The 25,072-nt window shown below is 55.1% G+C and carries 19 protein-coding genes; 11 read left to right on the top strand and 8 right to left on the bottom strand.

The genetic code is table 11. From position 1 onward, the window contains the following. Nucleotides 1-44 precede the first annotated feature (44 nt). On the top strand, nt 45-752 hold the full coding sequence (locus tag G6R38_RS05515; protein ID WP_166820766.1) for a bL17 family ribosomal protein: 708 nt from the start codon (nt 45-47) through the stop codon (nt 750-752). A 97-nt stretch (nt 753-849) separates the two neighbouring features. Here G6R38_RS05515 and G6R38_RS05520 read toward each other — a convergent pair whose 3' ends face one another. Further along, entirely contained in the window at nt 850-1,182 is a 333-nt protein-coding gene (locus G6R38_RS05520; protein ID WP_166820769.1) for a ribosome-binding factor A, read from the bottom strand. 365 nt (nt 1,183-1,547) lie between these two features. On the opposite strand from G6R38_RS05520, the gene G6R38_RS05525 reads away from it, so the two are divergent. Next, nucleotides 1,548-2,915, top strand: a complete 1,368-nt coding sequence (locus tag G6R38_RS05525) for a protein kinase domain-containing protein (protein ID WP_166820772.1) — start codon at nt 1,548-1,550, stop codon at nt 2,913-2,915. A 101-nt stretch (nt 2,916-3,016) separates the two neighbouring features. On the opposite strand, the gene G6R38_RS05530 is transcribed toward G6R38_RS05525, so the two are convergent. Then, nucleotides 3,017-4,819 carry an aspartate kinase gene (locus G6R38_RS05530; protein WP_166820775.1) on the bottom strand — a complete coding sequence of 601 codons (1,803 nt, stop codon included), beginning with the start codon at nt 4,817-4,819 and terminating at the stop codon, nt 3,017-3,019. A 168-nt stretch (nt 4,820-4,987) separates the two neighbouring features. On the opposite strand from G6R38_RS05530, the gene ggt reads away from it, so the two are divergent. Next, nucleotides 4,988-6,661: a gamma-glutamyltransferase gene (gene ggt, locus G6R38_RS05535; RefSeq protein WP_240928076.1), complete on the top strand. Its 1,674-nt coding sequence runs from the start codon at nt 4,988-4,990 to the stop codon at nt 6,659-6,661. Between the two features lie 102 nt (nt 6,662-6,763). On the opposite strand, the gene G6R38_RS05540 is transcribed toward ggt, so the two are convergent. Then, nucleotides 6,764-8,590, bottom strand: a complete 1,827-nt coding sequence (locus tag G6R38_RS05540; protein WP_166820781.1) for a phospho-sugar mutase — start codon at nt 8,588-8,590, stop codon at nt 6,764-6,766. Between the two features lie 340 nt (nt 8,591-8,930). Between G6R38_RS05540 and G6R38_RS05545 the strand changes: the two genes are divergently transcribed. From G6R38_RS05545 to G6R38_RS05555, 3 genes are all read left to right on the top strand, one after another. Continuing rightward, nucleotides 8,931-9,758, top strand: a complete 828-nt coding sequence (locus tag G6R38_RS05545; protein WP_166820785.1) for a manganese catalase family protein — start codon at nt 8,931-8,933, stop codon at nt 9,756-9,758. A 48-nt stretch (nt 9,759-9,806) separates the two neighbouring features. After that, nucleotides 9,807-10,220, top strand: a complete 414-nt coding sequence (locus tag G6R38_RS05550) for a hypothetical protein (RefSeq protein ID WP_166820789.1) — start codon at nt 9,807-9,809, stop codon at nt 10,218-10,220. A 117-nt stretch (nt 10,221-10,337) separates the two neighbouring features. Next, the gene (locus G6R38_RS05555; protein WP_206028464.1) at nt 10,338-11,222 is read left to right on the top strand and encodes an alpha/beta hydrolase; all 885 of its coding nucleotides are present in this window, start codon (nt 10,338-10,340) and stop codon (nt 11,220-11,222) included. Here G6R38_RS05555 and G6R38_RS05560 read toward each other — a convergent pair. The 5 genes from G6R38_RS05560 to G6R38_RS05580 form a co-directional block, all read right to left on the bottom strand. Further along, complete coding sequence (locus G6R38_RS05560; RefSeq protein ID WP_166820792.1) at nt 11,212-11,955, bottom strand: hypothetical protein; 744 nt, start codon at nt 11,953-11,955, stop codon at nt 11,212-11,214. The two genes, G6R38_RS05555 and G6R38_RS05560, sit on opposite strands and share 11 nt — an antisense overlap. Nucleotides 11,956-12,375: 420 nt before the next feature. After that, nucleotides 12,376-13,335, bottom strand: coding sequence for an AAA family ATPase (locus tag G6R38_RS05565; RefSeq protein ID WP_166821160.1), 960 nt, complete (start codon nt 13,333-13,335; stop codon nt 12,376-12,378). Nucleotides 13,336-13,632: 297 nt separating this feature from the next. Beyond that, nucleotides 13,633-16,644: an MMPL family transporter gene (locus tag G6R38_RS05570; protein WP_166820795.1), complete on the bottom strand. Its 3,012-nt coding sequence runs from the start codon at nt 16,642-16,644 to the stop codon at nt 13,633-13,635. Nucleotides 16,645-17,049: 405 nt separating this feature from the next. Continuing rightward, nucleotides 17,050-18,381 (bottom strand): Gfo/Idh/MocA family protein, encoded by a 1,332-nt coding sequence (locus G6R38_RS05575; protein ID WP_166820798.1) that lies wholly within the window; start codon nt 18,379-18,381, stop codon nt 17,050-17,052. Between the two features lie 168 nt (nt 18,382-18,549). Further along, the gene (locus tag G6R38_RS05580) at nt 18,550-19,704 is read right to left on the bottom strand and encodes a formylglycine-generating enzyme family protein (RefSeq protein ID WP_240928077.1); all 1,155 of its coding nucleotides are present in this window, start codon (nt 19,702-19,704) and stop codon (nt 18,550-18,552) included. A 26-nt stretch (nt 19,705-19,730) separates the two neighbouring features. On the opposite strand from G6R38_RS05580, the gene G6R38_RS05585 reads away from it, so the two are divergent. The 5 genes from G6R38_RS05585 to G6R38_RS05605 all read left to right on the top strand — a co-directional run bounded on the left by G6R38_RS05585 (nt 19,731) and on the right by G6R38_RS05605 (nt 24,818). Continuing rightward, complete coding sequence (locus G6R38_RS05585; protein ID WP_166820801.1) at nt 19,731-20,879, top strand: FAD:protein FMN transferase; 1,149 nt, start codon at nt 19,731-19,733, stop codon at nt 20,877-20,879. A gap of 152 nt (nt 20,880-21,031) precedes the next feature. Then, entirely contained in the window at nt 21,032-22,489 is a 1,458-nt protein-coding gene (locus G6R38_RS05590; protein WP_166820804.1) for an ABC transporter substrate-binding protein, read from the top strand. A gap of 58 nt (nt 22,490-22,547) precedes the next feature. Then, entirely contained in the window at nt 22,548-23,957 is a 1,410-nt protein-coding gene (locus tag G6R38_RS05595) for a UTP--glucose-1-phosphate uridylyltransferase (RefSeq protein ID WP_166820807.1), read from the top strand. Nucleotides 23,958-24,012: 55 nt separating this feature from the next. Beyond that, nucleotides 24,013-24,312, top strand: coding sequence for a hypothetical protein (locus tag G6R38_RS05600; protein ID WP_166820810.1), 300 nt, complete (start codon nt 24,013-24,015; stop codon nt 24,310-24,312). Nucleotides 24,313-24,422: 110 nt separating this feature from the next. Beyond that, a complete protein-coding gene (locus G6R38_RS05605; RefSeq protein ID WP_166820812.1) occupies nt 24,423-24,818 on the top strand; it encodes a group I intron-associated PD-(D/E)XK endonuclease in 396 nt (131 codons plus the stop codon). The last annotated feature ends 254 nt before the right edge of the window (nt 24,819-25,072 follow it).

The following is a 25,072-nucleotide window of genomic DNA, read 5'->3' on the forward strand; positions in this document are numbered from 1 at the left end:
CCGTAACGTATCGACTTGGTTTCACAGACAACGGATCGAACGCTATGCGTCACCGAGTAAAAGGCCGAAAACTCGGCCGGAATGCATCCCACCGTAAAGCCATGTTCCGTAACATGGCCTGTAGCTTGATCAAGTCGGTCGTGGCTGACGAGGACGCTGAGAACGCGCCGAAGCATCCCGGTCGGATTGTCACGACCGTGCAAAAAGCAAAGTCGCTTCGTCCGTTCGTCGAAAAGTGCATCACTTTGGCTCGTCGGGCTCAACCGCACTTGGAGAAGGCCGAAGAGTTCGGTACCTCTGCAGAACGGGGTAGCTCTGAATGGAAGTCATGGCGTGAGTCAGACCAATGGCAAGAGTGGGCCGCTGCAATGGCTCCCGCTTTGTCATTCCGTCGACGGCTTATCAGCGAACTTCGTGACATCGAAGCCGTGGAAGTGCTGATGAGCGAGCTTGGCCCCCGATATATTGATCGGGAAGGCGGCTACACTCGCGTGGTCAAGTTGGCAACGGTTCGGTTGGGTGACTCCGGCGAGCAAGCTCTGATTGAATTTGTCGGTGACGATCGCGATCGTCAGCGAACGACATCACGCTCCAGTGCCGCACCGGTTGTCGACGAATCTGAAGAAACAGAAACAACTTCGGACGAAGAAGCCAACGAGTCAGTTTCGTCGGAAGCGGAAGCTTCGGATGAAACATCAACTGACGCCACCGCTGAAGACGGTGGGGCTGACGAAGAAAAGAAAGACGATTGATTCGTCTCGAATCATCACAGAAATTAGAAACCGATACCTGTTAAACGGTATCGGTTTCTTTGTGCGCTAATTGCGAAGTCAATCGGATTGATTGGCCTTAATTGTTGGCAATACAACGGAAACCAAGATCGGGAACTCGGCGACGATGAATGTCGCGAGCGACTTCTTGCCGGAGTCTAGGTAGTGCAGTTCCGAGATGTTGCAGGACCTCTTCCGGTTGGACGTCCTCATCAGATATGGACACCGAAACCAGCAAATGTGTGGCGTCGGGAGCCGGGTCCACGGACATCACCAGCAAGCCACCGAGGACATCATCTCCGACGCTGCCTAACGCATAACACAGAGACCGTTCCACTTGTCGGCACAATTGGAGCGTTTTCCGTCCGTTTTGGCGGTCGGTTTGGTCAAATCGACGTAGTTTTTTGCCCATGATTCTCTCCAACGGACATAGTATGAAAGAAACAACTTTCAAAGCCCGCAGCCAATTCGTTTGCACGACAAACTGACAGCCCGAGTCACGCGAAACGAGCAAGTTGTTTACCGGACACATGTGGTGAAAATGGGGTTCGGCGTCATTTCATCGTCAATGGAGTAGCAACAGGTTTTGCGATCCTGGTTCGTCTTATGGTATGTTATGAAATTCCGGGATGAATTTGGCTGATTTTTCGGAGAAATCGGGTCGGGGAAACCTTCAACTGCATGGTGCAGTGCTAGATATATAGAAGCCCATCACGATTTTTAGTGTAATTTCCTTTATTTTCATTCATTCGAATTGTTTGGTGAGTCGTCACTGTCATGACCATGCAAGTCATTTTGACCGTTGAAGGCGGACCGCACAAAGGGCGGCGATTCACGTTTGCCGAGCACGACAATTTCATTGTCGGCCGCGCCGGTTGTGCTCACTTTCGACTGCCGCAGAAGGATCGATTTATCTCGCGAGTGCACTTCATGGTGGAGTCCAACCCGCCGGATTGTCGCCTATTGGACATGGGCAGCCGGAACGGAACGACGGTCAACAAGACGCGTGTCGAGGGGATGGCAGACCTCTTTGACAACGATTTGATTCAAGCCGGTCATACAATGATTCGGGTTCGAATCACGGATGACGCTGAGCAAGCTCTTGATCCACCTCCGCCACAACGTGATCGACCGAAGCCGTCGATGCAGCGTCCGGCAGACCCGATGGACCCCAAATCGAATCCGATCATCGCACCGGCACCACCCCCGGCGAATTCTAAGAACGTTACGGTTGCCATCGAAATTCCGGTGCTGTCACCGTCCGCGTTGGCTCTGCTGCCAGACGATTATCGCACGCAGATTTATAGTCAGCCACAACCTGTCCCTGGCTACCTGCTGGTCGAGGCATTGGGAACGGGCGGAATGGGAACCGTTTACTCAGCGATTCGGTTGAAGGATAACAGTGTTGTCGCATTGAAGACGATTCGGCCGGGCGGTGCGATCCGCGAGAACGACGTTAAACGGTTTATTCGCGAGACACAAATTCTACGAACATTGCAACATCCGAATATCGTCTCATTCCATGATGTCGGCGAAGCGGATGGCATTTTGTATTTCGCGATGGAATATGTGCGTGGACAAGATGCACTGGAGATGATGCAGAGCGCTGGCGGTCCGCTGCCGATCCCGCAGGGTGTCGCGATCATCTGCCAATTGTTGTTGGCGTTGGATTACGCCCACTCGCAGGGCGTTGTGCATCGCGACATCAAACCTGCCAATGTGCTACTCACCCAAGTCGATGGCCGCGGGGTCGTCAAATTGGCGGACTTTGGGTTGGCTCGGGTGTATCAATCGTCCGCCATGAGCGGATTGACCGTCATGGGTGAAACGGGTGGCACGCCCGCATTCATGGCTCCGGAGCAAATCACCAATTATCGGGACTCGCAACCACCAGTCGATCAGTTTGCCGCAGCCGCCACCTTATACTATCTGCTAACACAGTCTTGCATCCATGACTTCCCACCGGAGATTCAGCAGCAGTTACTGAAAATCCTTCAGGATGACCCGGTCCCGATTTCCAAACGCCGAAGTGACATTCCGCAGGACTTAGCAGATGTCATTCAGCAAGCGCTCGACCGGAATCCCGCCAAACGCTTTTCATCCATCATGGAGTTCCGTGAAGCGTTGCTGCCGTTCTGCCGATGAGCGCACTCGTCGTGTTTCACTTCTGTGTCGCATCCCAAAATCTGGATTTCCCGACGAATACGCAGTTCCAGCGGCAACACGAAAACTAGACCTGGTCTAGTCTAGCTCTCGGATTCGTCGAGCCCGAACGTCTTCAAAAGTCGCTCTAGGGCGGCTTCACCGTGTTCGTCGGCAATAACGGCAGACATTCGGATTTCACTGGTGTTAATCATCTGCACGTTGATGCCAGCGTCAGACAAGACACCGAACATCAATTCGCCCACACCAGTATGACTCCTTAGACCGATGCCCATCACACTCAGTTTGGCGATATTTTCATCGTAACTGATCTCCGCCCCCGACCAGTTTTCGAGCACTTCACGGAGCAGCAGCAAACACTCGCCCAAATCGCTTCGGGGAACCGTGAATGACACACTCGCATGCCCGCTTCGGCTGACGTTTTGCACGATCATGTCCACCATGACCCCGCCTTCGGCAACAGCGGTGAAGACCTCCGCACAGATTCCGGGGCGATCTTCCAGTTTGGTCAGTGTGATTCGGGCTTGGTCTCGATCCAGCTGAACTTCACTGACCACGATGTCTTCCATCGTCGCAAGTTTTGCAACGACATCGCGTTCGATTTCGGCCCGCGTTTCCAATTCGGCGGCGGTAGTTTGTTCGGAGGCGTACCCAACCGACGGTGATGTCACAACCGGTTCGTGTAACTGGAAGCCGGCATGAACCGTTTTCGCGGCTTCCTCGCACTGATCCCGATCGACGAGGACGGAAATTTTGATCTCACTGGTGGTGATCATTCCGATATTCACACCCGCATCTGCCAGCGACCGAAACATCTGAGCGGCCACGCCGGTGTGTGTCCGCATGCCGACACCAACGGCCGAGACCTTGGAAACATTCGTCCCGTGTTGAACTCGCCCGGTGCCCAACTCCTCGACGGCTTCTTCGGCGGCGGTGAGAGCCTCGGCCAAGTCGTCTTGGGGCACGGTGAAGGTAACTTCCGCCAAACCTCCACTACCAACGTCTTGCACGACCATGTCGATCGCAATTTTGCGAGACGAAAGTTTTGTGAAAATCAGACTCATGACGCCCGGTCGGTCTGGCAGTTCCACCAAGCTAACGCGAGCTTCTTTTCGCAGCAAAGCGACACCGGTCACAATCGGTGCATCGTCGGCAGATTGCGGAGCGATCAGCGTGCCGATGCCTTCGGATTGACTGGGACGCACACGCAACGGCACATGGTGTTTCTTGGCGAACTCGATCGAACGCGAATGCATCACGCCCGCACCAAGACTGGCCATTTCGAGCATCTCGTCGTAAGTCACGTGCGGGATCAAACGGGCATCGGAGATCAAACGCGGATCGGAGGTGTAAACCCCTTCCACATCGGTGTAGATCTCACATTCATCTGCCTTCAGCACTGCGGCAAGTGCGGTCGCGGTGGTATCGCTTCCCCCACGCCCCAATGTCGTGATGTTCAAGTTTTCATCCACGCCCTGAAAACCACATGCGACGACGATTTTATCCTGATCGAGCAGTTCTCGAATTCTTTTGATGGAAATGCTTGCAATCCGTGCCTTCGAGAACGTCGAGTCGGTGACGATACCGATTTGCCCGCCGGTCAAACTCACAGCGTGTTCGCCAAGCGTGTGAATCGCCATTGCCATCAGCGAAACCGATTCCTGCTCGCCGGTGGAGAGAAGCATGTCCATTTCACGGGCTGGCGGTGCATCGGTGATTTCCGCCGCCAACGAAACCAGTTCGTCCGTTTTCTTTCCACGAGCACTCACGACCATGACGACTTGATGCCCAGCGCGTTTGGCCGCAACCGCGCGCGTGGCCGCTCGCATGATCTTCGTTGCGTCGGCTACACTCGTCCCACCAAATTTTTGCACGATCACTGACACGGTCGATTCGCCTACCAAATCCATAAAAATATGAGTTCAGGCAGCAAGATAGCATACGCACCGACTGCCGAAAATGATCGATTTCCGGAATCTTGACCCATCCCTGACATTGATCATTCCCGGCGATAAAATCGATTCACGACCGTTCAATCTATGAAAGGAACGCCGATGGCCGACCAAATCGTCCCAAGAATTGCCGAGTTCGATCGTCCTGCGGGTCCGGAGTTCCAAGGCCGATCGGTGGTCATGGGGCGGAATGGAATGATCGCGACCAGTCACCCGTGGGCCGCTCAGGTCGGGTTGGATATTCTGCGATCCGGCGGAACTGCCGTCGATGCCGCGATTGCCGCAAACGCCATGCTCGGGGTCGTTGAACCCATGAGCTGCGGGATTGGCGGCGATTTGTTCGCGATCTGTTGGGATCAATCCACTGGTCAACTTCACGGCTTGAATGCGAGCGGTCGTAGTCCAAAATCGCTTGATCGCAGTGTGTTCGCGAAACGCGGTCTGGAGGAAATTCCGTTTTCCGGGCCGTTGTCGTGGTCGGTTCCGGGCTGCGTCGACGGTTGGGAAGAACTTCGTCGCCGATTCGGTCAGAAATCGCTCGCAGAGATATTGGCCCCTCCCATTGAGACCGCAGAGCAGGGGTTTGCGGTTTCGGAGATCATCGCGTCGCACTGGTTGACGGCTGAAGATTCTTTGGCCGAGTGGGCGGATTCGAAACGCGTCTATCTGCCGAATGGAGTCGCTCCGAAAGCCGGGGAGGTTTTCCGCAATTCAGAATTGGCAAGTAGTTACCGTGCCATCGCTGAGCACGGACGGGATGCGTTTTACTGCGGTGAGATTGCCGGTCGGATTGTGCAATTCAGCAAGGAGAACGATGGATTTCTGACGGCTACCGACTTGGCGGAACATCAATCGGAGTGGGTCGATCCGGTCAGTACGAATTATCGTGGCTACGATGTGTGGGAACTCCCGCCGAATGGGCAGGGGATTGCCGCGTTGGAGATGCTGAATTTGCTGTCCGGTTTCGATGTGGCAGCGATGGGGCGACGCAGTGCGGACTTCGTTCACCTTTTTATCGAGACGAAGAAACTCGCATTCGCCGACCGAGCCCGATTCTACGCCGATCCGGCATTCGCTGCGGTGCCGATCGCGGAGTTGATTTCCCAATCCTACGCCGACGCTCAACGCAAACGCATTGATATGACCAAAGCCGCCACCGATGTGCCCGCCGGTGATCCGAAAATCTCTCGGGGCGATACTGTCTACGTCACGGCGGTCGACAAGGATCGGAATTGCTGCTCGCTAATTCAAAGCAACTACTACGGTTTCGGCTCGAAAGTCGTGCCTGGCGAAGTCGGCTTTGTGCTGCAAAATCGGGGAGCGTTGTTCGCGTTGGACGACACGCATCCGAATCGGTTGGAGCCGGGCAAACGTCCGTTTCACACCATCATTCCCGCCATGGTCACGCGGGACGGTCGCCCGTGTTTCTGCTTCGGTGTGATGGGTGGAGACATGCAACCACAAGGGCACGTGCAGGTGTTGTGCAATCTGCTGGACTTCGGTCTCAACGTGCAAGCAGCGGGGGATGCCACACGGGTGCAGCACTTCGGTTCTGCCACACCGACCGGGCAACCACAAGAACCGAACGGCGGTCGCGTGGCGATCGAAAACGGAATCTCAGAGGAAGTTCGGGCAGAACTCACGCGACGAGGGCATGAACTGATCGAATCCCCCGGCAGTTTCGGCGGCTATCAAGGGATTTGGATCGATTGGGAAAAAGGCGTTCTCCACGGCGGTACGGAATCACGAAAAGATGGCACCGCCGTGGGATATTAAAGGTTATTTTTGCTGTGTTTGATCTGCCGAGTCGTGCTTCAGCATGTCCAATGTTGCCATAGGGTTCATGCTGGGACTTGTCTCCGTCGGCGAGATTCTCGTTCACTCCTCTTCCGGGACTCGTTCGTTGACCCACGCGATCAACGCGTCTTGCATGGCATCGACGATGCCTTCCGTCGTTTGCTTGGTTTGTGGCAACTCAGCACTGGCAACCTTCGGCGTTCGAGCGAACGAGTAGTACTTGATTTTTGGCTCGGTTCCCGATGGTCGCACGGCGATTGTGTATGTTTCTTCGCCGCGTCGTCCTTCGAAAATGAGCAAGTTCCCTTCCGGTTTCGCAATTTGGCTTTCGACGCTGTTCTCCGGAACCGTCCGCTTTTCGCCGGTCTGATAATCGCGGACGGCGGTGAGTGTCACATCGCCGAGTTGGCTTGGAGGATTGTTGCGGAACTCGTCAAGAATCTGCCCGATCTGCTTTTGACCGGACGAACCTTTGCGAACTTGCGACTTCTGGCATTCAAAGAAGTAACCGAACTCCCCGTACAATTCTTCGAGGCGATCGAGCAGCGTTTTGCCCTCGGCTTGAAGTTCCGCCGCAAACTCAAGCAACAGCAACGCCGCGATCCCGGCGTCCTTGTCGCGTGCGTACTGACCGGCGAGATAGCCCAACGATTCTTCCGCACCGAACACGAACTGATCTGGGCCTTCCTCGTCCATCGTTTGACCGATGTACTTGAAGCCGACCAACAAATCGTTGATCACGCGGAAACTGCGTGCCTTTGCGATCTCTGCAATCAGCGGCGTTGTGACCAGGGTTTCGACGACATAGCCGCCCTCGACTTGGCCTTGTTTCTTACCGGTGACATAGTCGGCAATCAACGCACCGATTCGGTTGCCCGTTAAGTGTTGGAACTGGCCGTTCCCGTCTTTCACACTCACACCGAGCCGGTCGGCATCGGGGTCGGAGGCAAGAATCAACCCGATATTGGTTCCAGCTACCGCTTCGATGGCGGGCTCGAAGACTTCCGGCCGTTCTGGGTTGGGCAGTTGATCGGGTACGTTCGTGAAATCGGAATCCGCGTTGGCTTGCGGCTCGAAGATTTGCACTCCTGTGAAACCGGCATCCTGCAAAATCCGATACACCGAAGTCGCCCCGACACCGTGTAACGGCGTAAACATCGCGGCGATATCACGTTGATCCGACAGGCTTTGAGCCATCACGGCGTCAGCGTACGCCTGATCGACTTTTTCACCGACAATCGTGATGCCACCGGCTTGGATTGCGTCCTCCAGATCGACCATCGGGATTTCGGTGGCTTGGTAGACGCAGTCGATAATGCCTTTGTCGTGTGGGAACAGGACCTGTCCGCCATGACTCCAATAGGCTTTGAATCCATTGTCAGATGGCGGGTTGTGCGAGGCGGAGATCATCACGCCAATGTCGCAGCCCAGATGCCGAACCGCGAACGACAACGCGGGCGTCGATCGAAAGTCGTCGAACAAATCCACTTTAAGACCGTGAGCTGCAAACACACGAGCGGTCAGCTCGGCAAACTCGCGGGAGCGGTGCCGGGTGTCGTGGGCAATCACGGCTTTTCCGCCGGCTTCACCCCGCTCTTGCTTCAGATAGGTGGCCATTCCGTGCGCGGACTCGGCAATCGTCCGTTCGTTGACTGTCGCGGAACCCACTTCCGCCATCAACCCACGACGCCCGCCAGTGCCAAACGGAATCACTTCCCAGAAGAGAAGGTCCAACCGTTCAAAATCCTTGACCTCCATCATTCGCAAAATCGGATCCCGATAGGCCGCATATTGTGGTTCGGTCATCCAGCGAGTGATGTTCTCAACCGCACCGGCGGACAATTTGCCGGAGTCCTGACCCTCGGATAGTGTTTGTTCCCAGTCGGGCGAATTACCTGAGTTCGTCATAAGAGTGTCTTGAACCAGAATTGAGATGCAGAGATTCCGCGATGTCTCGCACACCATAGCATGTTTGTGCGGGCGATTCGATCGTATCCGCCGCCGAATCATCAACGGTCAACGTGGTTGTTCTTGGACCATGCCCGTTGACGCTATTCCAACCACTCTCGACGCGACTTCGTTCGCTGCACGTCTGTCTGCAGCCGTTTTTCTGCTGTGACTCCCGGTGAAGTCGGGAATTTGGGGAAACATGCCCGGGGAAATCGCTGTTGGAACGGTGCGTGCTGTGGGCGGGTTGATGTCAGCTCTTAGTTTTGAAACCTACTGATGATCGAGTGAAGGAGAACGGATGTTTTATCACGACGGCGGCAAACTGCAGTACCCAGTTCGCGTTGAAAAACCCAACCCACTTTTCGCAAAAGCGTTGCAACAAGCCATTGGGGGAATCCAGGGAGAGATTCGGGTTTGTCTTCAGTACCTCTTCCAAGCTTGGGGAGCGCGAGGACCGGTGAAATACCGAGACATGCTTCTCGAAACCGGAACCGAGGAAATGGCCCATATCGAAATGCTGGCAACGGCGGTTGCGTTGAATCTCGAAGGGGCTCCACTTGAGCAAGATGAAGCCGCCAAAGACCCAGTCGTGTATGCCGCCTTGGGTGGAATGAACATTCAACACGTGATCGGCACCTGCATGGCGGCAATGCCTGTCGACGCCGAAGGTGTGCCATTCAATTGCTCGCACGTGTACGCCTCTGGGAACATCGCTGCAGACATGCTCGCCAATGCGACCGCGGAATCTACGGGACGCATGCTGGCGTGTCAGTTGTGGAAAATGACCGACGACCCCGGCATGAAAGACATGCTGAGCTACATGATCGCTCGCGACACCATGCACCAGAATCAGTGGCTGGCCGCTTGGGAAGAACTGGGCGGAGCGAAGAATCACCCCATCCCCAACAACTTCCCACAAGAAGACGAGAACCAAGACTTTAATTACGCCTTCCAATCTTACGCCACCGACAACTCCGGATTCAAAGTTCCAGAAGGCAAGTGGACCAAAGGCAAATCGTTCGACGGACGCGGCGAAAATAGCGTGGTCACCATGAAGCCGCTCGGCGATAAACCGAGCTTAGGCAAAGCCTCCCCGAAGGCACCGGTTCAGAAGAGCCAGCAGTAGCCCGAATGGTTTATCATTTCCCAGACATCTTAGAAGGAATGAAATGTCATGACTGAGATAATCCGTCGCGAGGCCATTGCCACACTCGCTGGGACAGGTGCGTTAGCGTCACTGTTGGGACGTCCGCACACCGCGGGTGCATCGACGAGCGAACGCAACTCGACTGTTGCATTGGTGGAAGGCACGCTTTCCACGACCCACCGCAAAGGTCGACAACTTCAAGGTTTCATCGAGACCGGTATTCGTCACGGTCACGTTCTTTGCAGTCTTGTTCGCCAGGATGAACGCAACCCAGCCGTGCAATCCGTTTTCGCCGAACCAACACAGCACGAAGGGCGGCACGGTGTGGCCGTTAAAGTCTCGTTCTTCACCGAACCGGTTGGAGAACTGACCGTCTCGTTGCTACACGTTCAACCATCAAACGAAACGCAAGTTGCGAGGAAGGTGGCGGCAATCGACTAAGCCGTGTTGTTTCTCTCGCTCGAACAACGTGTTAGCATTGAGGCGTTCAAATCCGGGCCAGGCGGTTTGATCAATCGCTTGGCTTTTTTTGTGCCTTGTGAAAACGGAAGAAGCATCGTGAATCGAAACATTGTGCCGATGGTTGTTTGTCTCACTCTTCTGTACTCAACAAAAATGTTTGCTCAACAGCCGCAAGCGCGATTACTCCAGAACGTGCAAATTGATCGGGATTTGGAATACGTCAAGAACGGTCACGAACGGCATCGGCTCGATATCTACAGGCGGAAGAATGTGGATCAGCCGCAACCGCTTGTCGTGTGGATTCACGGCGGGGCATGGTTAGCCGGTAGCAAGGCGAGTGGCCGACGCATGTTGCAATTCCTGAAACACGACTACGCAGTGGCGAGTATCAATTACCGGCTCAGTCACCATGCCATCTTTCCCGCTCAAATCGAAGACTGCAAAGCGGCGATTCGCTACCTGAGAGCGAACGCAAAGAAGTTCAACATCGATCCAAACCGCATCGGTGTCGCAGGGGCATCGGCGGGCGGACACTTGGTAGCCTTGCTAGGGACTTCCGGTGACGCGAAAGAGTTGGAGGGCGACGGTGGCAACGCCGAGCAGTCCAGCCATGTGCAAGCCGTGGTCGATTTGTTCGGACCGACAGACCTCACGCAAATGGGTGGCAGCCACGATAATCCGAACTCGCCGGAAGCCAAGTTGATTGGCGGCCCGGTCCAAGAGAAGAAGGCCGAAGCCGCCAAGGCTAATCCGATCAACTACATCACCAAAGACGATCCGCCGTTTCAGATCCTCCATGGCGACAAAGACCGTGTCGTTCCGCACAGTCAAAGCGAACTCTTGACCGCCGCCCTCAAGAAGGCCGGTGTGCCGGTCACTTTTCACACTCTCGCGGGAGCCGGCCACGGTGGGCGACAATTTGAAAGCCCGGAGACCTTCCAACGAATCCTGGAATTTTTCGACCAGCATCTCAAGAAGTGATATCGGGGCGAGATCGCTTTTGGAATGGTTGGCGTTTGAGAATTTGCTCTTGCGTGAAGGCCATCAGGTCGATGGCGATATCGGCAACGATTGCTCGTCCCTTCGTCAACCATGCGGCCGCGAACGCCCAGAGGGCAATCCACTCGAGCCAGAAGATGACGTTGTAGTCATTGCCGATTTGCTGCCAATCGGCAGGTAACAGGAACAGAAACGTTCCCATCGTCAGCGTGCTCAAGAGAATGACGATCCCGCTGGTCCGGTAGACAAAATTCCGTTGCGGCGAATGCGGTTCCGCTTCCCGATTCGTCGGCTTAGAACTCGGAAAGTGAACCAGCGAGTAAAACGCCAACATGGTGAAAAAGACGCCGCCGAAAAACGAGTGCAAATAACCGGCCACGGTCACCGGTTCTAGCGGATCAGTTTGGGCATCGAGCGGGCACAATGCCACGCCGAGGGCGAACACACACCCCAGGTTCGCAGTCCAGTTTTCGATCCAATCGTTCCCGCGATAGCAAAACAGAAAGATGCCAATCGCACACAGCGTGCCGACGAACACGTCTCGCAACGGCGTGTGGTAGTAGCTGCTCATGTTGTCCTGAATGTCGATGCCCATCAGCCACCCGATCGGCCCCAACACAATCGGCAACAACAACCCACTCACCCCAATCGCCCGGCGAATCCCGATGTACGAGACAACCAACGGCTGAGCGGAACCAGGAAGTTCAGGGATCAATGGAATTTCCTATTTCTAAACCCAATACGAAACGGCCCCCGATGGACCTACCATTTCACGTTTTCGAGGACAACTTCGATTGATCGAATAATCCATTTGCGGTCGAAGTAATCGGTTTGAAAATATCGAATCGCCATTCGACTCATTGATAGTTCATCAACGAACCACACTTCCCGATGCAGTATGCCATCGAAGTCGACCTTCAAATACCATCCTGTTCTTGGTGGCGATTGGAGCCGATATGCTCGGTGATATTGTTCGGGAAATCTCTGCAGGAATTTATACGTTCCGTTCTGGACGGGAAACTCAATGCGTCGTCGAAGTTGAAACCGGCCGTCCTTCCAACAACACCAAACCACCTCAGTTCGCGGATATCGCCAACAGCCTTCGATTCCGATGAGTTTCATGTGTCCCCCGCAACTACGACTTCCCGTATTTCGGAATCTCCGGTTCCGGGACCTCGGTCAGCAAGCGCTCGATGACGTCTTCAGTTGCTAACCCTTCGGCTTGGGCTTGGAAGTTGGTGGAGATGCGGTGGCGGAGTACGGGGATGGCGACTTTGCGGATGTCTTCGACAGACACACTTGGGCGGCCGTCCATCGCGGCGACAGCTTTGCCACCGGCGATGAGATATTGTCCCGCTCGAGGGCCGGCCCCCCAATCGACGAGGTCTTTCACGAACTTCGGTGACATCTCGTCCTGCGGTCGTGTTGCCCGCACCAATCTTGCCACATAGTTGATGGTGAGCGGTGCGATTTCGATCTGACGAATCTGCTTCTGCAAATAGGTAATTGCCTTCGCGGACAACACCTTTCGCACCGGCTGAGTTTCCGCTCCGGTCGTGCTGGAAAGGATACGCTCTTCCTCGTCGAGCGAAGGGTAATCGACTTTGATGTTGAACATGAACCGGTCCAATTGAGCCTCCGGCAGAGGATATGTTCCTTCTTGCTCAATCGGGTTCTGCGTGGCGATTACAAAGAACGGTTCCGGGAGTGCGAACGTTTCCTGTCCGGCGGTAATTTCGCGTTCCTGCATCGCTTGGAGCAGGGCGGCTTGGGTCTTGGGTGGTGTCCGGTTGATTTCGTCCGCGAGCACGACATTCGCAAAGATCGGCCCCTGCACGAAGCGGAAGTTTCGACGACCGTCTTCCGATTCCTCCAGCACGTTGGTCCCGGTGATGTCAGAGGGCATCAGGTCCGGTGTGAACTGCACGCGTTTGAACGTCACGTCCAGAATTTGGGCAATCGTGCTGACGAGCAACGTCTTCGCCAAGCCGGGCACACCCACGAGCAAGCAGTGCCCACCGGTGAAGATCGCGGCAAGGATTTGATCGATCACCGTTTCCTGCCCGACGATCACCTTGTGCAGTTCTTCCTGCATCAACTCGTGATGCTTATTGAGCTTGGTCAAAAACTCGTCGAAATCGCGTTTATCCTGGGCCACGATGGTGCGGTCCTTGTTTGCTTGATGATGTGACAATGTCTGGGGTGACGATGTGAAATGATAGCCAGGAACACACCGTTCACACTCCATCACGAGGAAAACATTCCGCGCACGTAGTCTCTGATTGTAGGCAAGCCACCGTCAACGCACAAAGCCCCCAAGTTGAATCTCAGGGGCTTTGTCGGATGTTCAAATCAGAGCACACGGACGTCGTCCGTCTCTGGTCGCCATCGCTCAAGCAGCGCGGCGACGGCTGTTTTTGCTTCGCGATTGTTGCTGGTTCTTTGTCTCGCGGGCTTTGTCGAGGTTGAGTTTTTCGTCCTCGATTTCAGCTTCTGCATCTCCGGACGACAGACACGTCAGCATTGCTGGCAACATAACCAACGACACAAACAGGCATCCGCCAACACCGATCACCAGCACCAATCCCACGCTCGCCAAGCCACGATGAGCCGCCATCAACATGCTGCCGAAACCGGCCATCGTTGTGAGCGAAGTCAAGGTGATGGCGTTCATTGTGCTCGACGATGTTCGGTACCGTGTGCCACGCTGAAGACGGAAATCGTGCACGACATGCACCCCGTCGTCCACACCGATCCCAAGCACCAACGGCAGAACGATGAGGTTCGCCGGGTTCAGATCGATGCCAAAAACGGCGAACCAACCAAACATCAACAATCCACCGGCGACCGGGGGAACCATTGCGAGCAGGGCATCCCGAAGGTTTTGGTAATCCAAGATGGAAGCACTCGCGACAATCATCACCAAGTATGCCGAAATCAGAACTGTCGGACTGATCTCAATCCGTCGAGTTTGCAGCATCATCGCCGCAAATACCACGACCGCAAGCGGCGGCAGCAAGACGAGCAACTTCTGTTCTTTACACAGAAAATCCATCAACAACACAATGAGCACAACGGCCAATGCGTACAAAGACGCATTCCGGTAACTCTGTTGAATTTGTCGCGACGCCTCATGGTTCTGCAACGGCGTGCCGGTCACATTTGGATCGACCGAACGCAAATCTTGCACAAAATGCGCTAGCGGATCCGCGTCCCAGATTTCATCTTTGGGATAGATTTGCAACAACCATTTGCGGCTTTCGCCTTCCGCGGGGTTGCTGACGAATCGGTTCTGCAACTGTGTGGGAAGATCGTCCCAGCCCAGCGGTGCGGTCTCGGTCGCGGCAAGCAAGCCATGCAACTGGAACAACAATGCTCCGGTCGCACGTTGCTGGAAGCCCATCAGAAATTTCGATTGCTCATCCAATGACAACGCTTCGAAGCGGTCCAAGAATTGATCGACCTTGGCGGCGGCAGCGGTCGCGTCTGGATGTCTCACCCGACGCAACGCTTGCAATGTCGCTTCCATTTGCCGACCGCAAGAAGCCGGATTCAATTGTGGCATCAGCGGAATCTGTCGTGGCAACCGTGACAATCGCTGACGGAAGGCCAGAATCGAAGGCTGCGTTTCGGCGATGGAACTGGTTGGCAAGCGTGAAGCGAGGTCTTCAACGCGGTCGACCGTCGGAAGCTTTTCGAACTCATGACGCAACCGCCGTGCTTCTTCCGGAGACTCCGCCACCGAAACAGCGTAGAGCAGGGAATGGTCCGATTGTTCGAACATCCGTTGTTGGACGTCGACCGAATCAATGCCTTTAGCCTGCAAGTTCAACAGATTCGAGTCGTAGCGAATCTTCCATTCAAAGCCGTCGTTCACACTCACAACCTGCGAACCGAACCCGACCACCAACACGATCGAGGCGATCGCCACGAGACGTGGGAAGCGTGCGATGAAGTTGCGGAGAATGTGAAAATCGAACGGGGCGGGCAGTTGCTTCGGTGCCAAGTCACCATCGGACAACGCCACAAGTGCCGGCAGCACGAGGAACGTGCACGCTGCACAAATGAGAATCCCGCCGCCCGCAATGATGCCGAGTTCCGCAACGCCGAGAAAATCCGTGAAGGTTGCACAGAAAAATGCCAAAGCGGTGGTCAGTGCCGCCGTGACAATCCCGGTCCCCACGCTGGATGAAGTCTCTTTGAGTGCGGGTCGAAGTTCCTTGCCGCGATGCCGAATTTCCAAGTATCGGGCGAGGTAGTGAATCGCGAAATCGATTCCCAAGCCAATCAGAATGACTGCAAAGGAAACCGAAAGAATGTTCAAATGCCCAACTACGAGCGTTGTGTAACCGAACGTCCATGTCATACCGACGAGCAACATGATCAGGGACAAAAGTGGATGCCGGAGGCCACGGAACCCCACGAACATCAACACCGCGACAGCAATCAACGACACCACCGATGCGGCTGTCATATCGGATTGCGACCGCCGCATTTCATCGTTTTCGAGAACGGGAATCCCCGTCAGACCGATTTTCGTCTCCGGATACCGCTCGGAAACTTCGGCGATAATCTCGCGGAGCCGAGTCACTGCCGTGGTTGCACCGTCGAAACTGGAATCTTCGGTGAGATTCGGTTTTACCTGCACGAATCCCATCGTGCCGCGTTTGTTCATCAAGTAGGTGACGGCACCGGTTGCAAGCGGCACAGCACTTGGGATAACCCGCGGCCATGGGTTTTCGAACCCGCCAGAGTTCTCCAGGCTGCCGTTCAAACTCTCCGTCAGCTGATCAATTCGGTCCAGGAGTCGAGCTGTTTCCTCGCTGGACGTGACGACCTGATGCGGGAGTTGGTCATGTCGGCGTGCCTCCGCGTTCAGTTCTCGGGCAAACGCAGCGTACTGAACGTCTAATCGAGTTTGGTCCCAACGTCCGTTGATCGCCGAGCTGAATTGCTCCAGGTTTCGCAGTCCCGCTTGCAATTCCGCGGGTGTGAAGTATTGCAGCCCTTTGCGTCGGAGTTGCGAGGTGTCGATCCGATAGAGAACGTCACTAAACAGTTCCGGTTCACGTTCGAGACGGGGCCCCAAGTCATCGAGGATGCTGCGAATCAAATCGGAATGATCCGACTCGACAACGACGACGATATCCGATTGGTCGCCAAACTCCTCGGTGTACGCCATCCAACGTTGATGGTACTCCGCTCGCGGGTCGATGAGGTCGGCGCGTTGGGTGCGGAAGTCGAGACACACCGCCGTGTAGCCGGCAGCGGCGAATGAGACCAGCATCACTAGGCACAACGTCAACCTCGGGTAGCGGGAGACCGCTCTCGTGACGTGCCGCAGTGTGCAGCCGATGACTCCGCCATCCTGTTCGGAGGACTGGTTGGTGTGGGGAAACTGCATCCGTGCCGAAGCCGCTCTGGTCCGGAATTCAGAATCGCTTGCGTAGCCTACGTGCTACTAAAGCGGTGAAGTGAACGCCGAGGTGAACAAAAACGTATCAAACCACGTTGATGTCTGTCCCCCGAATAGCCCGAGTGAAATTGATAGGGAGACAGGTCGGCTTGTCATCTGGAATCGTCACCTTGCTCATCCTTGCTGCAAGAGAATCACCGTTTTACGGTCGTTCGGTCGGCATCCCGCCGGAGAACTCGACCGAGGCGGCACATTCTAACGCGAAACTCGAATTCTGGGCAACTGGAGTCTGATGAATCTCATTCGACCAAAGTTTGGACAACTCCGGCAAAATGAAGAAAGCCTCCCGATCGGAATCGAGAGGCTTTCGTATCGTTGTCAATCCACGAAAAATTACGCTTCGAACACGTCGGTCACGCCGGGAACCGGAATATCGTATTCGCCGTTTTTGTTCGGAACGTTTGGTGGCGTCGTGTCCCAGGTGAGGTTTTCTTCGGCCCATGGGTAGGCGTCGGCACCTTCGTTGAGGGCTTTGTCCCAGTCGACTGGTTTCCCGGAGTAGACAGCCATCCGACCGAGAATTGACGTCATCGTGCTGTGGGCACCGTATTCGCCTTCGTTGTACGACGTATCGTTACGAATGGCGGCGAAGAGGTCGTCGTGTTCGATCTGGTAAGGATCTTCGCGACGTTGTTTCTTCTTGTAGGTCCAGGTGTTGCCGTCTTGCGTGGTGTAACTGCGTCCGATGTTCGAGGTCCCTTTGGTTCCTTGAGCATGTTCGGAGACGCTGTTCCAGCAGTTACGGATATGTCGACACTGGCTGTACATCCGCGTGCCGTCGGCGAATTCGTACTCGACAGCGAAGTGATCGAAGATGTTCCCATATCGAGCGGCATCACGGACTTCACGTCCGCCCATCCCGTAGGCTCGAATCGGGTAAGCTCCCTTGACCCAGCAACCGACATCGAGGTTGTGAATGTGCTGCTCGGTGATGTGATCACCGCACAACCAGTTGTAGTAATACCAGTTACGCATCTGGTATTCCATTTCCGTCTTGACCTGATCACGGCTACGACGCGGTTCCCAAACACCGCCACTGTTCCAATAAACTCGGAGAGCGAGGATGTCGCCGATCGCTCCGTCTTGCAAAGCTTTGACGGTTTCCAGGTAGGACGGTTGGTGATGCCGTTGGAGCCCGACACCCACTTTGAGGTTCTTCTTCTTCGATTCTTCGACAGCTTTGAGAACCTTCCGCACGCCTTTGGCATCGACGGCGACAGGTTTTTCGAAGAAGACATGCTTGCCTTTTTCGATCGCATATTCGAAATGCACCGGTCGGAAGCCCGGAGGAGTTGCGAGAATGACAAGATCGATTTCGTCCAAGTCGATCAACTGCTTGTAGGCATCGAAGCCAACGAACTTGTGATCTTCATCGACGTTGACGCGATCTTTGTGCTGTTTGGACAACCGATTCAGCGTGTTGTTCATTTGATCGCCGAACGCATCGGCCACCGCGACGAGTTGGACATCACCTTTGGTCGAGAGGGCTTGCGATGCGGCACCGGTACCGCGTCCACCGCAACCCACCAAACCGATTCGGATGGTTTCATCGCCATTGGCGGCGTACGCACCGCGGGGCAAGACGATCTGGCTGACCACCCCCGCACCAACAGCGGCCGCCGTGGATTTGGACAAGAATTCGCGACGATTTGTCTTCTCGGTCATGGATGACTCTCCTCCGAAAGAATGGGACGACGATGCCGCCTTGCAAAGGCTGTTGTGGAGCGGTGCAAGTTGATCGTCTCAGAAGCGCTTGAAGATGTTATCTCAGGATACCGGCAACACGACCCGTTCACAATCGAATCGTGTTGCAGCGGGGTCGAGACACCGTGATTAGTTGGTGCTTCGTTGCAAGAAGCGAGCGTGTTCGGGCACGACGGGGTCGAGTTTCAACTTCTTCCGTTCTTCCGCCGTCGGAGGAGTCAGCGGACGTACAATACGGAATCCAACGTGGGTGCCGTCCGTGTAATACCAAACACTTTGCGGAATCTGGGGGTCTTGAATTTTCCAGTCTTCCGGCATGGATTCGTAGCGGGCGGCACTGCGGTGATGTTCCGGACCGCCATCGTACCATTGCGTCCAAGAGCCACCACGGACAACGCGGACTTCTTCTGTGCGAGGAATGTTCAACGGATTGATAGCGACTCCGTTGTTCTCTTTGGCAATCACGCTGAGCTTTTGATACCAATCGGCGTCGTACTCATCGAGACAGTACTCCGCGACGTTGCCATGCATATCGTGCAGACCGAACGGATTCGGCTTCTTCAGGCCGACCTTGTGATAATTGACTTCCCGCTCCAGACCAGCGTTGTCGACGTACCAGGAATAATCACCGAGTTTGGCGGGGTCATCGCCGAAGGAGTAAGCCGTCGTCGTACCACCACGAGCGGCGAATTCCCATTCGGCTTCCGTCGGCAAGCGGTAATAATGGCCGGTTTTGGCACTGAGCCATTTGCAGTACATCTGAGCCGCAAGCGGGGTCATTCCCGTGGCGGGGAAACCATCGTGACCGCTGTTGAAGGTCATGTCGGTGTAGGGTTTAGTCGGTCGCGTCACCGCATCGGCGATTTTGTCGCGATCGGTTGAGGGCAACTTGAGTTTCTCACGTCGGAGCACATCGAGATCGAGGTTCCAAATCTCGTATTCATTCCAAGTGACTTCGCAACGTCCCATCCAGAACGGGCTGACTTGTACTTTGACTTGCGGACCTTCATCCTCCTCGCGACCTTTCTCATCAGGAGGGCTGCCCATCAGGAACGTTCCGCCGGAAATCGGAACCATATCGAATGAAATCGTCGTGCCAGGAATCGTTTGGCTGTACGGTTTCATGTCGTCGGCGGTCTTTGCCTCGGCGACTTTCGGATTCTCGTCGGCATTGGGAAATTTCGGTTTTGCAGTTTCTTCGGCAAATCCGACGGAGACGATTGACCAACAAGCGATTCCCGCGAATGCTTGCATCAGCTTATGGCAGGCGGTTACGTTCGGCATTGATGAGACCTTTGGAGAGATAACAGATGAATCGCCCAAACACGTTGATCTCAAGCCAGCGCAATGATCGTCGTGTTGGAAAATCCAGTAATTTCGACTTGAGATGGGGATTTATCGCATGGGTTGTGATTGCGACGAATCCAGTTCAGGCGGCAAACGATCCGACACCCCCACCCGAGACACTTCAGGAGTTCACCTTCCGTGAAGTTCGCATGGGGGTGGTCTTCACACTCCGATTGTACGCACCAGACACACCTCGTGCAAACTCGGCGGCGAAGGCCGCTTTCGATCGGGTGGGCGAAATCAACAATGCCCTCAGCGACTACGATCCGGATAGTGAACTTAGTCAACTTGGTCGCAAATCTGGTCCAGGTCGGCCGGTGCCGGTCAGTGAGGATTTGTGGACGGTCCTCGTGGCGGGGCAAAAGTTGTCTCGACAATCGAACGGAGCATTCGATGTGACCGTCGGTCCAGTCGTCAAACTCTGGCGGTCAGCACGGAGACACCGCAAACTCCCTGATTCAGCCGAACTTCAGAACGCACGACAATTGGTAGGATTCCAGCAAATCGCACTCGATACCAAACGGCAGACTGTTGAACTCGGCCGATCAGGAATGCAACTGGATTTTGGGGGAATTGCCAAAGGTTATGCTGGCGATGAAATGCTGCGTGTGCTTCGTGAACACAAAATCACGCGTGTTCTCATTGATGCAAGTGGTGATTTAGTCGTCGGTGATCCGCCACCGGGCAAAACCGGTTGGCGAGTTGCGATCGCTCCGCTGACCGATGCCAATTCCGATCAAAAGTCCGAACTCGGCCAATCACGGGTGCTCTGTTTGCGGAACATTGCGGTCGCAACCAGTGGAGATGCGTATCAATTCGTGGAAATTAACGGAGTCCGGTATTCGCATATCGTGAATCCGAAAACAGGACTGGGATTGACGCATCGCAGTACCGTCACCGTGATCGCCCCAACCGGAATGGAAGCCGACAGCTTGGCCTCGGCCCTGAGTGTTCTTGAGTGGGATGCTGTCTGGAAGTTTGTGGAGTCTCGCGAAAACGTCGAAGCGTTCATTGCCCGCAACGAAACCCGGACGGCATCCGAAACAGGGCACGTTCGGCAGCAAACCTCCTCGAAATTTTCCGAGTTCCTCTGTGGTTCGACCGATCGATGAAGACTTTCCGAATTTTCGGCGACGCCGGTTGCCGGAGTGAGTTGGGCTTGTCACGATAACTGTTCAGTATCCGAAGTTCAGGCCGAGCCTGAAAATCCCCGAACACGTCGAGCCCGGCATTCCCTGGCCGACACAATTCTGACACCGTGAGAATGCGAGCGTTGAATTTGAAGAAGGTTTGCTGGCTGATCGTTGGGTGTGTGGCCGTAGCGACGAGCGGATGTACGTCGGACGATGCGAACGATGTTACCAAGCCACCGGAGTTGGTCTTTCGCGATGAGTCTGTCACGATCCGCGTCCCCGCAGATACGAAATTCGCAGAGATTTGGGACCTAACTCTCGCGGAATGGAGTGGAGCCACGGGTGCCGAGACGAACATCGTCACCGATGAGTCCTTGCAAGGACCGAGCCAATCCGCCGATGTCCTCGTGGTTCCACTTACCGAAATCCCTCGGTGGATTGAGCAAGACCAACTCGCACCGTTGCCGACATCAATTCGAGACGGCTCGGCGTTGAAGTGGCTCGATGTATTCTACGGCGTGCGGGAACATACATCGCAGATTGCCGGTGCCCCGCGAATCGTTCCGGTTTCCGTCCCAATCCTCGTGGCGTATTACCGAGCCGACTTACTCGCCGCCAAGAACTTGGAACCGCCCAAAACCTGGACCGAGTATCAAAAGTTGCTCGCGACACTCGATGAGTGGGCGCCAGGACTGACGGCCGTGGAACCGTGGTCTCCCGAATGGCGAGCGACCACATTCCTCGCCCGGGCCGCCTCGTCCGCCAAGCATCCCGATCAACTCTCGTACGAGTTTGATATCCGCACGGGGGAACCGTTGATCGATTCCCCTGGCTTCCAAACCGCTTTGGAATTGGTCCAACAAGCACACCCCTATTTGGATGACGATGTCGTCACCTACTCGCCTGAGGATTGTCGTCGAGAGTTGCTCGCAGGACGGGCCGCGATCGGCATCGCATTGGAATCTGGTCCCAACGAGACGCCACTCCCATTCGGCCCCAAAGGTTCAACATCCGAGACAGCCATTGAACGAGCCGAGGGAATTGAACTCACCATCGAACCGCTCCCGGGCAGCGCCCGGGTTTATGATCAATCGAAGTCCGCGTTCCAGGAGTTTCCGGAAGACCGCCCGCATCGTGTCACCCTGACCGGATTCGCCGGGTCGGGGGTGGCCGTTTCCAAGACGGCGGCGAATTCACAAGCAGCCTGGGATCTCGCGTTACAACTGTCGTCGAAAGACGTCTCTCAAACATTCCCGCCACCGCTTTGCAGCCCGGTTCGTGAGTCGCAAGCCGACATGCCCGCTATTTACGCCGGAAGTTTGTTACGACCGGAAGAGCAGGGGGCATGGATGAACGCCGTGCGAACGAGTCTATCATCCGACCAATGCATCACCGAACTGCCGTTGATCGAACGGGATCGTTACCGCAAGGTGTTGTCTTTGGAACTTATCGCGATGTTCGAGGGCGATGCCACGCCTCAAGAAGTTTTGCAGCGAGTCGCCGGGGAATGGCAATCCATCACCGAGAGTCTCGGTCAAGAGGTCGTTCGGAAGAGCTACCGCCGCGGCTTGGGTTTTCCCGCACCGTAGCGATTTCTCCCGCGTAAATTCTATTTTCCATCACCCTATCATCCGGAGCGAAAGTCCGATGTCCCACGACGTACCGAACGCCCTTCAATCGCGGTTGGCAGAGCACGATCAATCGCACGTGCTTCGCTGGTGGGACGAATTGGACTCTGACCAAAAGTCGCAGCTAACATCCCAGTTGGATGGTATTGATTTCGCGGTTCTCAATCGCTGTCTTTCCGCGAAGTCGACGGATGAGTCAGACACCCCCGCCGCGAAAGCTCAGCGAGCAACGCCCCCCACGGAAATTGTCCGCCTCCCGCAAACACCGGCCGAGTTGAAAGCGTACCAAGCCGCCGAAGAAACGGGGCAAGAGATGTTGCGGGCCGGTCGTGTGGGCGTGGTACTCGTTGCGGGGGGGCAGGGCACACGGTTGGGATTTCCGCATCCGAAGGGAATGTTTCCCGTCGGTCCGGTTAGCGGCTCAACCCTCTTTCAGATTTTCGCCGAGCAGGTCTCCGCACGCTCCCGTGATGCCGGCGCGATCATTCCGTTTTACATCATGACCAGCGAAGCGACGCACGCGGAGACAGTCGATTTTTGGGAATCACAGGAGTTCTTCGGTCTCGATCCCAGTTCCGTCCGCTTCTTCCAACAAGGTACGATGCCCGCCGTCGATGCCGAAACGCACCGGCTTCTGCTCGCCGAACCGCATCGACTGTGCACCAGTCCCGATGGTCACGGGGGACTTCTCGCCGCCCTGGACAAGAGCGGCTGTTTGGACGACATGCGACAACGTGGCGTCGATCGGTTGTTCTATCACCAAGTCGACAACCCCACCGTGAAAGTTTGCGACCCCGCGTTCCTCGGGTTTCACGAGTTGCGAAATTCGGAGCTGTCTAGCAAGGTCGTGCCGAAGCGGTCGGCCGAGGAAAAAATGGGCGTGGTCGTGGCCGTCGATGGCGTCACGCAGATCATCGAATACAGTGACTTGCCCCCCGATGTCGCCGCCCGCACGACTTCCGACGGCGAACTGGAACTCTGGTGTGGCAGCATCGCGGTGCACGTTTTCTCACGTGACTTTCTGGAACGCCTGATCGGCAGTGACGCCGCATTGCCATTCCATTTGGCTCACAAGAAAGTCCTGCACATCGACGGGAATGCCCGCCTCGTTCAACCGAATTCGCCGAACGCGATCAAATTTGAACGTTTCATCTTTGATGCACTCCCGCACGCCAAGACAGCCCTCGTGATGGAAGCCGACCGCGCTCGCGAATTCAATCCCGTCAAAAACGCCGAAGGTCAAGACTCCCCCGCCACCGCCCGCGCCGCCATCACCCGCATCGCCAGAGAATGGCTCCAAGCCGCCGACCAACCCGTCCCCGAATCCGCCGAAATCGAAATCGGCCCGCTCTTCGCATTGGATGCAGAACAGGTTCAAAAACGTTTTGACTCAGAAAATCAATTCGCCAGTCGCACTTTCTTCGGCTAAGCTAGTAACACCTGAACACATCGCAAATCTATTGAGTCGTTCAAGCGTGAATCATATGCCACAAGAAAAGCCTAATAAATTCTATTTCAAACAACCGTCACCCACGGATGCCCAAAAGACACTTATTACTGAGGCTTTCGCTGACGCCTGGCGTCCCATCAATGGGCTTGACCCAACACCCGAGGATCGTCGGTATGAGCTAACACTTCAGCATCCGGAAATGCGGCGGCGATTTCTCCATGCTTGCGTGAAGCGAGACTTCTGGACGAACATTGAAGATAGTTTGCTATCGCTGGAGTGGGAATATCGCGCGTTAAACATACTCGGGCAACTCCATGAAAATGGCGAATTGTAATTAAGATTCATAAAGCCGACTCCGGAAGCGTCGGGCATCGCTAGAGAGCTAAGTTAGCGACATTATACAAAGGGATTGATGAGAGAAGTTTTGTAAGGCGTCCCATTGCAATGCCGAAGAGACTGACGCATACCAAACCAGCAACCGTCCGGGTGCTCAAAAACACCTCTTTCGAAAGTCTGGTCGTCAGTTGGTTGATGCAAGATGGCTGGCAGGTTTTCGTGCCGATCCTCGACAATGCACACAAGACGGATCTGCTAATATCGGACGGGCCTCATTATTACCGCATCCAGGTCAAAACAGTCGATGCAGTCAGTGAGTCGCACGTTCTTGAGAACCGCTGGAAAGAATCGAACATTGACGTCGTCGTTGTGTTCGCCCGCAATTCAAATTGGGGCTACGTGCTCCCTGCATTCAAAGAAAAACGACGCAAGCTAAAATCAAAGGGACACCTTCGTTTCCAACAGACCAAAAACACGTTCCTCAAGGCATTCCATGCACTGTAGTTCCAGGCTGGGCCTGACGATTCCTTGTGGTCCTAGCCCTGAATACCAGACATAGCCTGACCTACGATGAACGCTCACCGTCGTTGTTTCTCGAAGCCAATTTGAGCAACCTCAACATGATCCGCCTCATTGGAAGTTCTATGGCGATTCGCAAAAAAGGCTCTCGGAAAATTGAAGTTGATGGCGTTTCCTATTGTTGGCGAATTCGGCGAAAGGCAACCTACTGCCAATGGGCTTTTGATTGTGGGACGCTT

Origin of the sequence: Thalassoroseus pseudoceratinae (assembly GCF_011634775.1) — a bacterium.
In the GTDB taxonomy this organism is placed as follows: Bacteria; Planctomycetota; Planctomycetia; order Planctomycetales; family Planctomycetaceae; genus Thalassoroseus; species Thalassoroseus pseudoceratinae.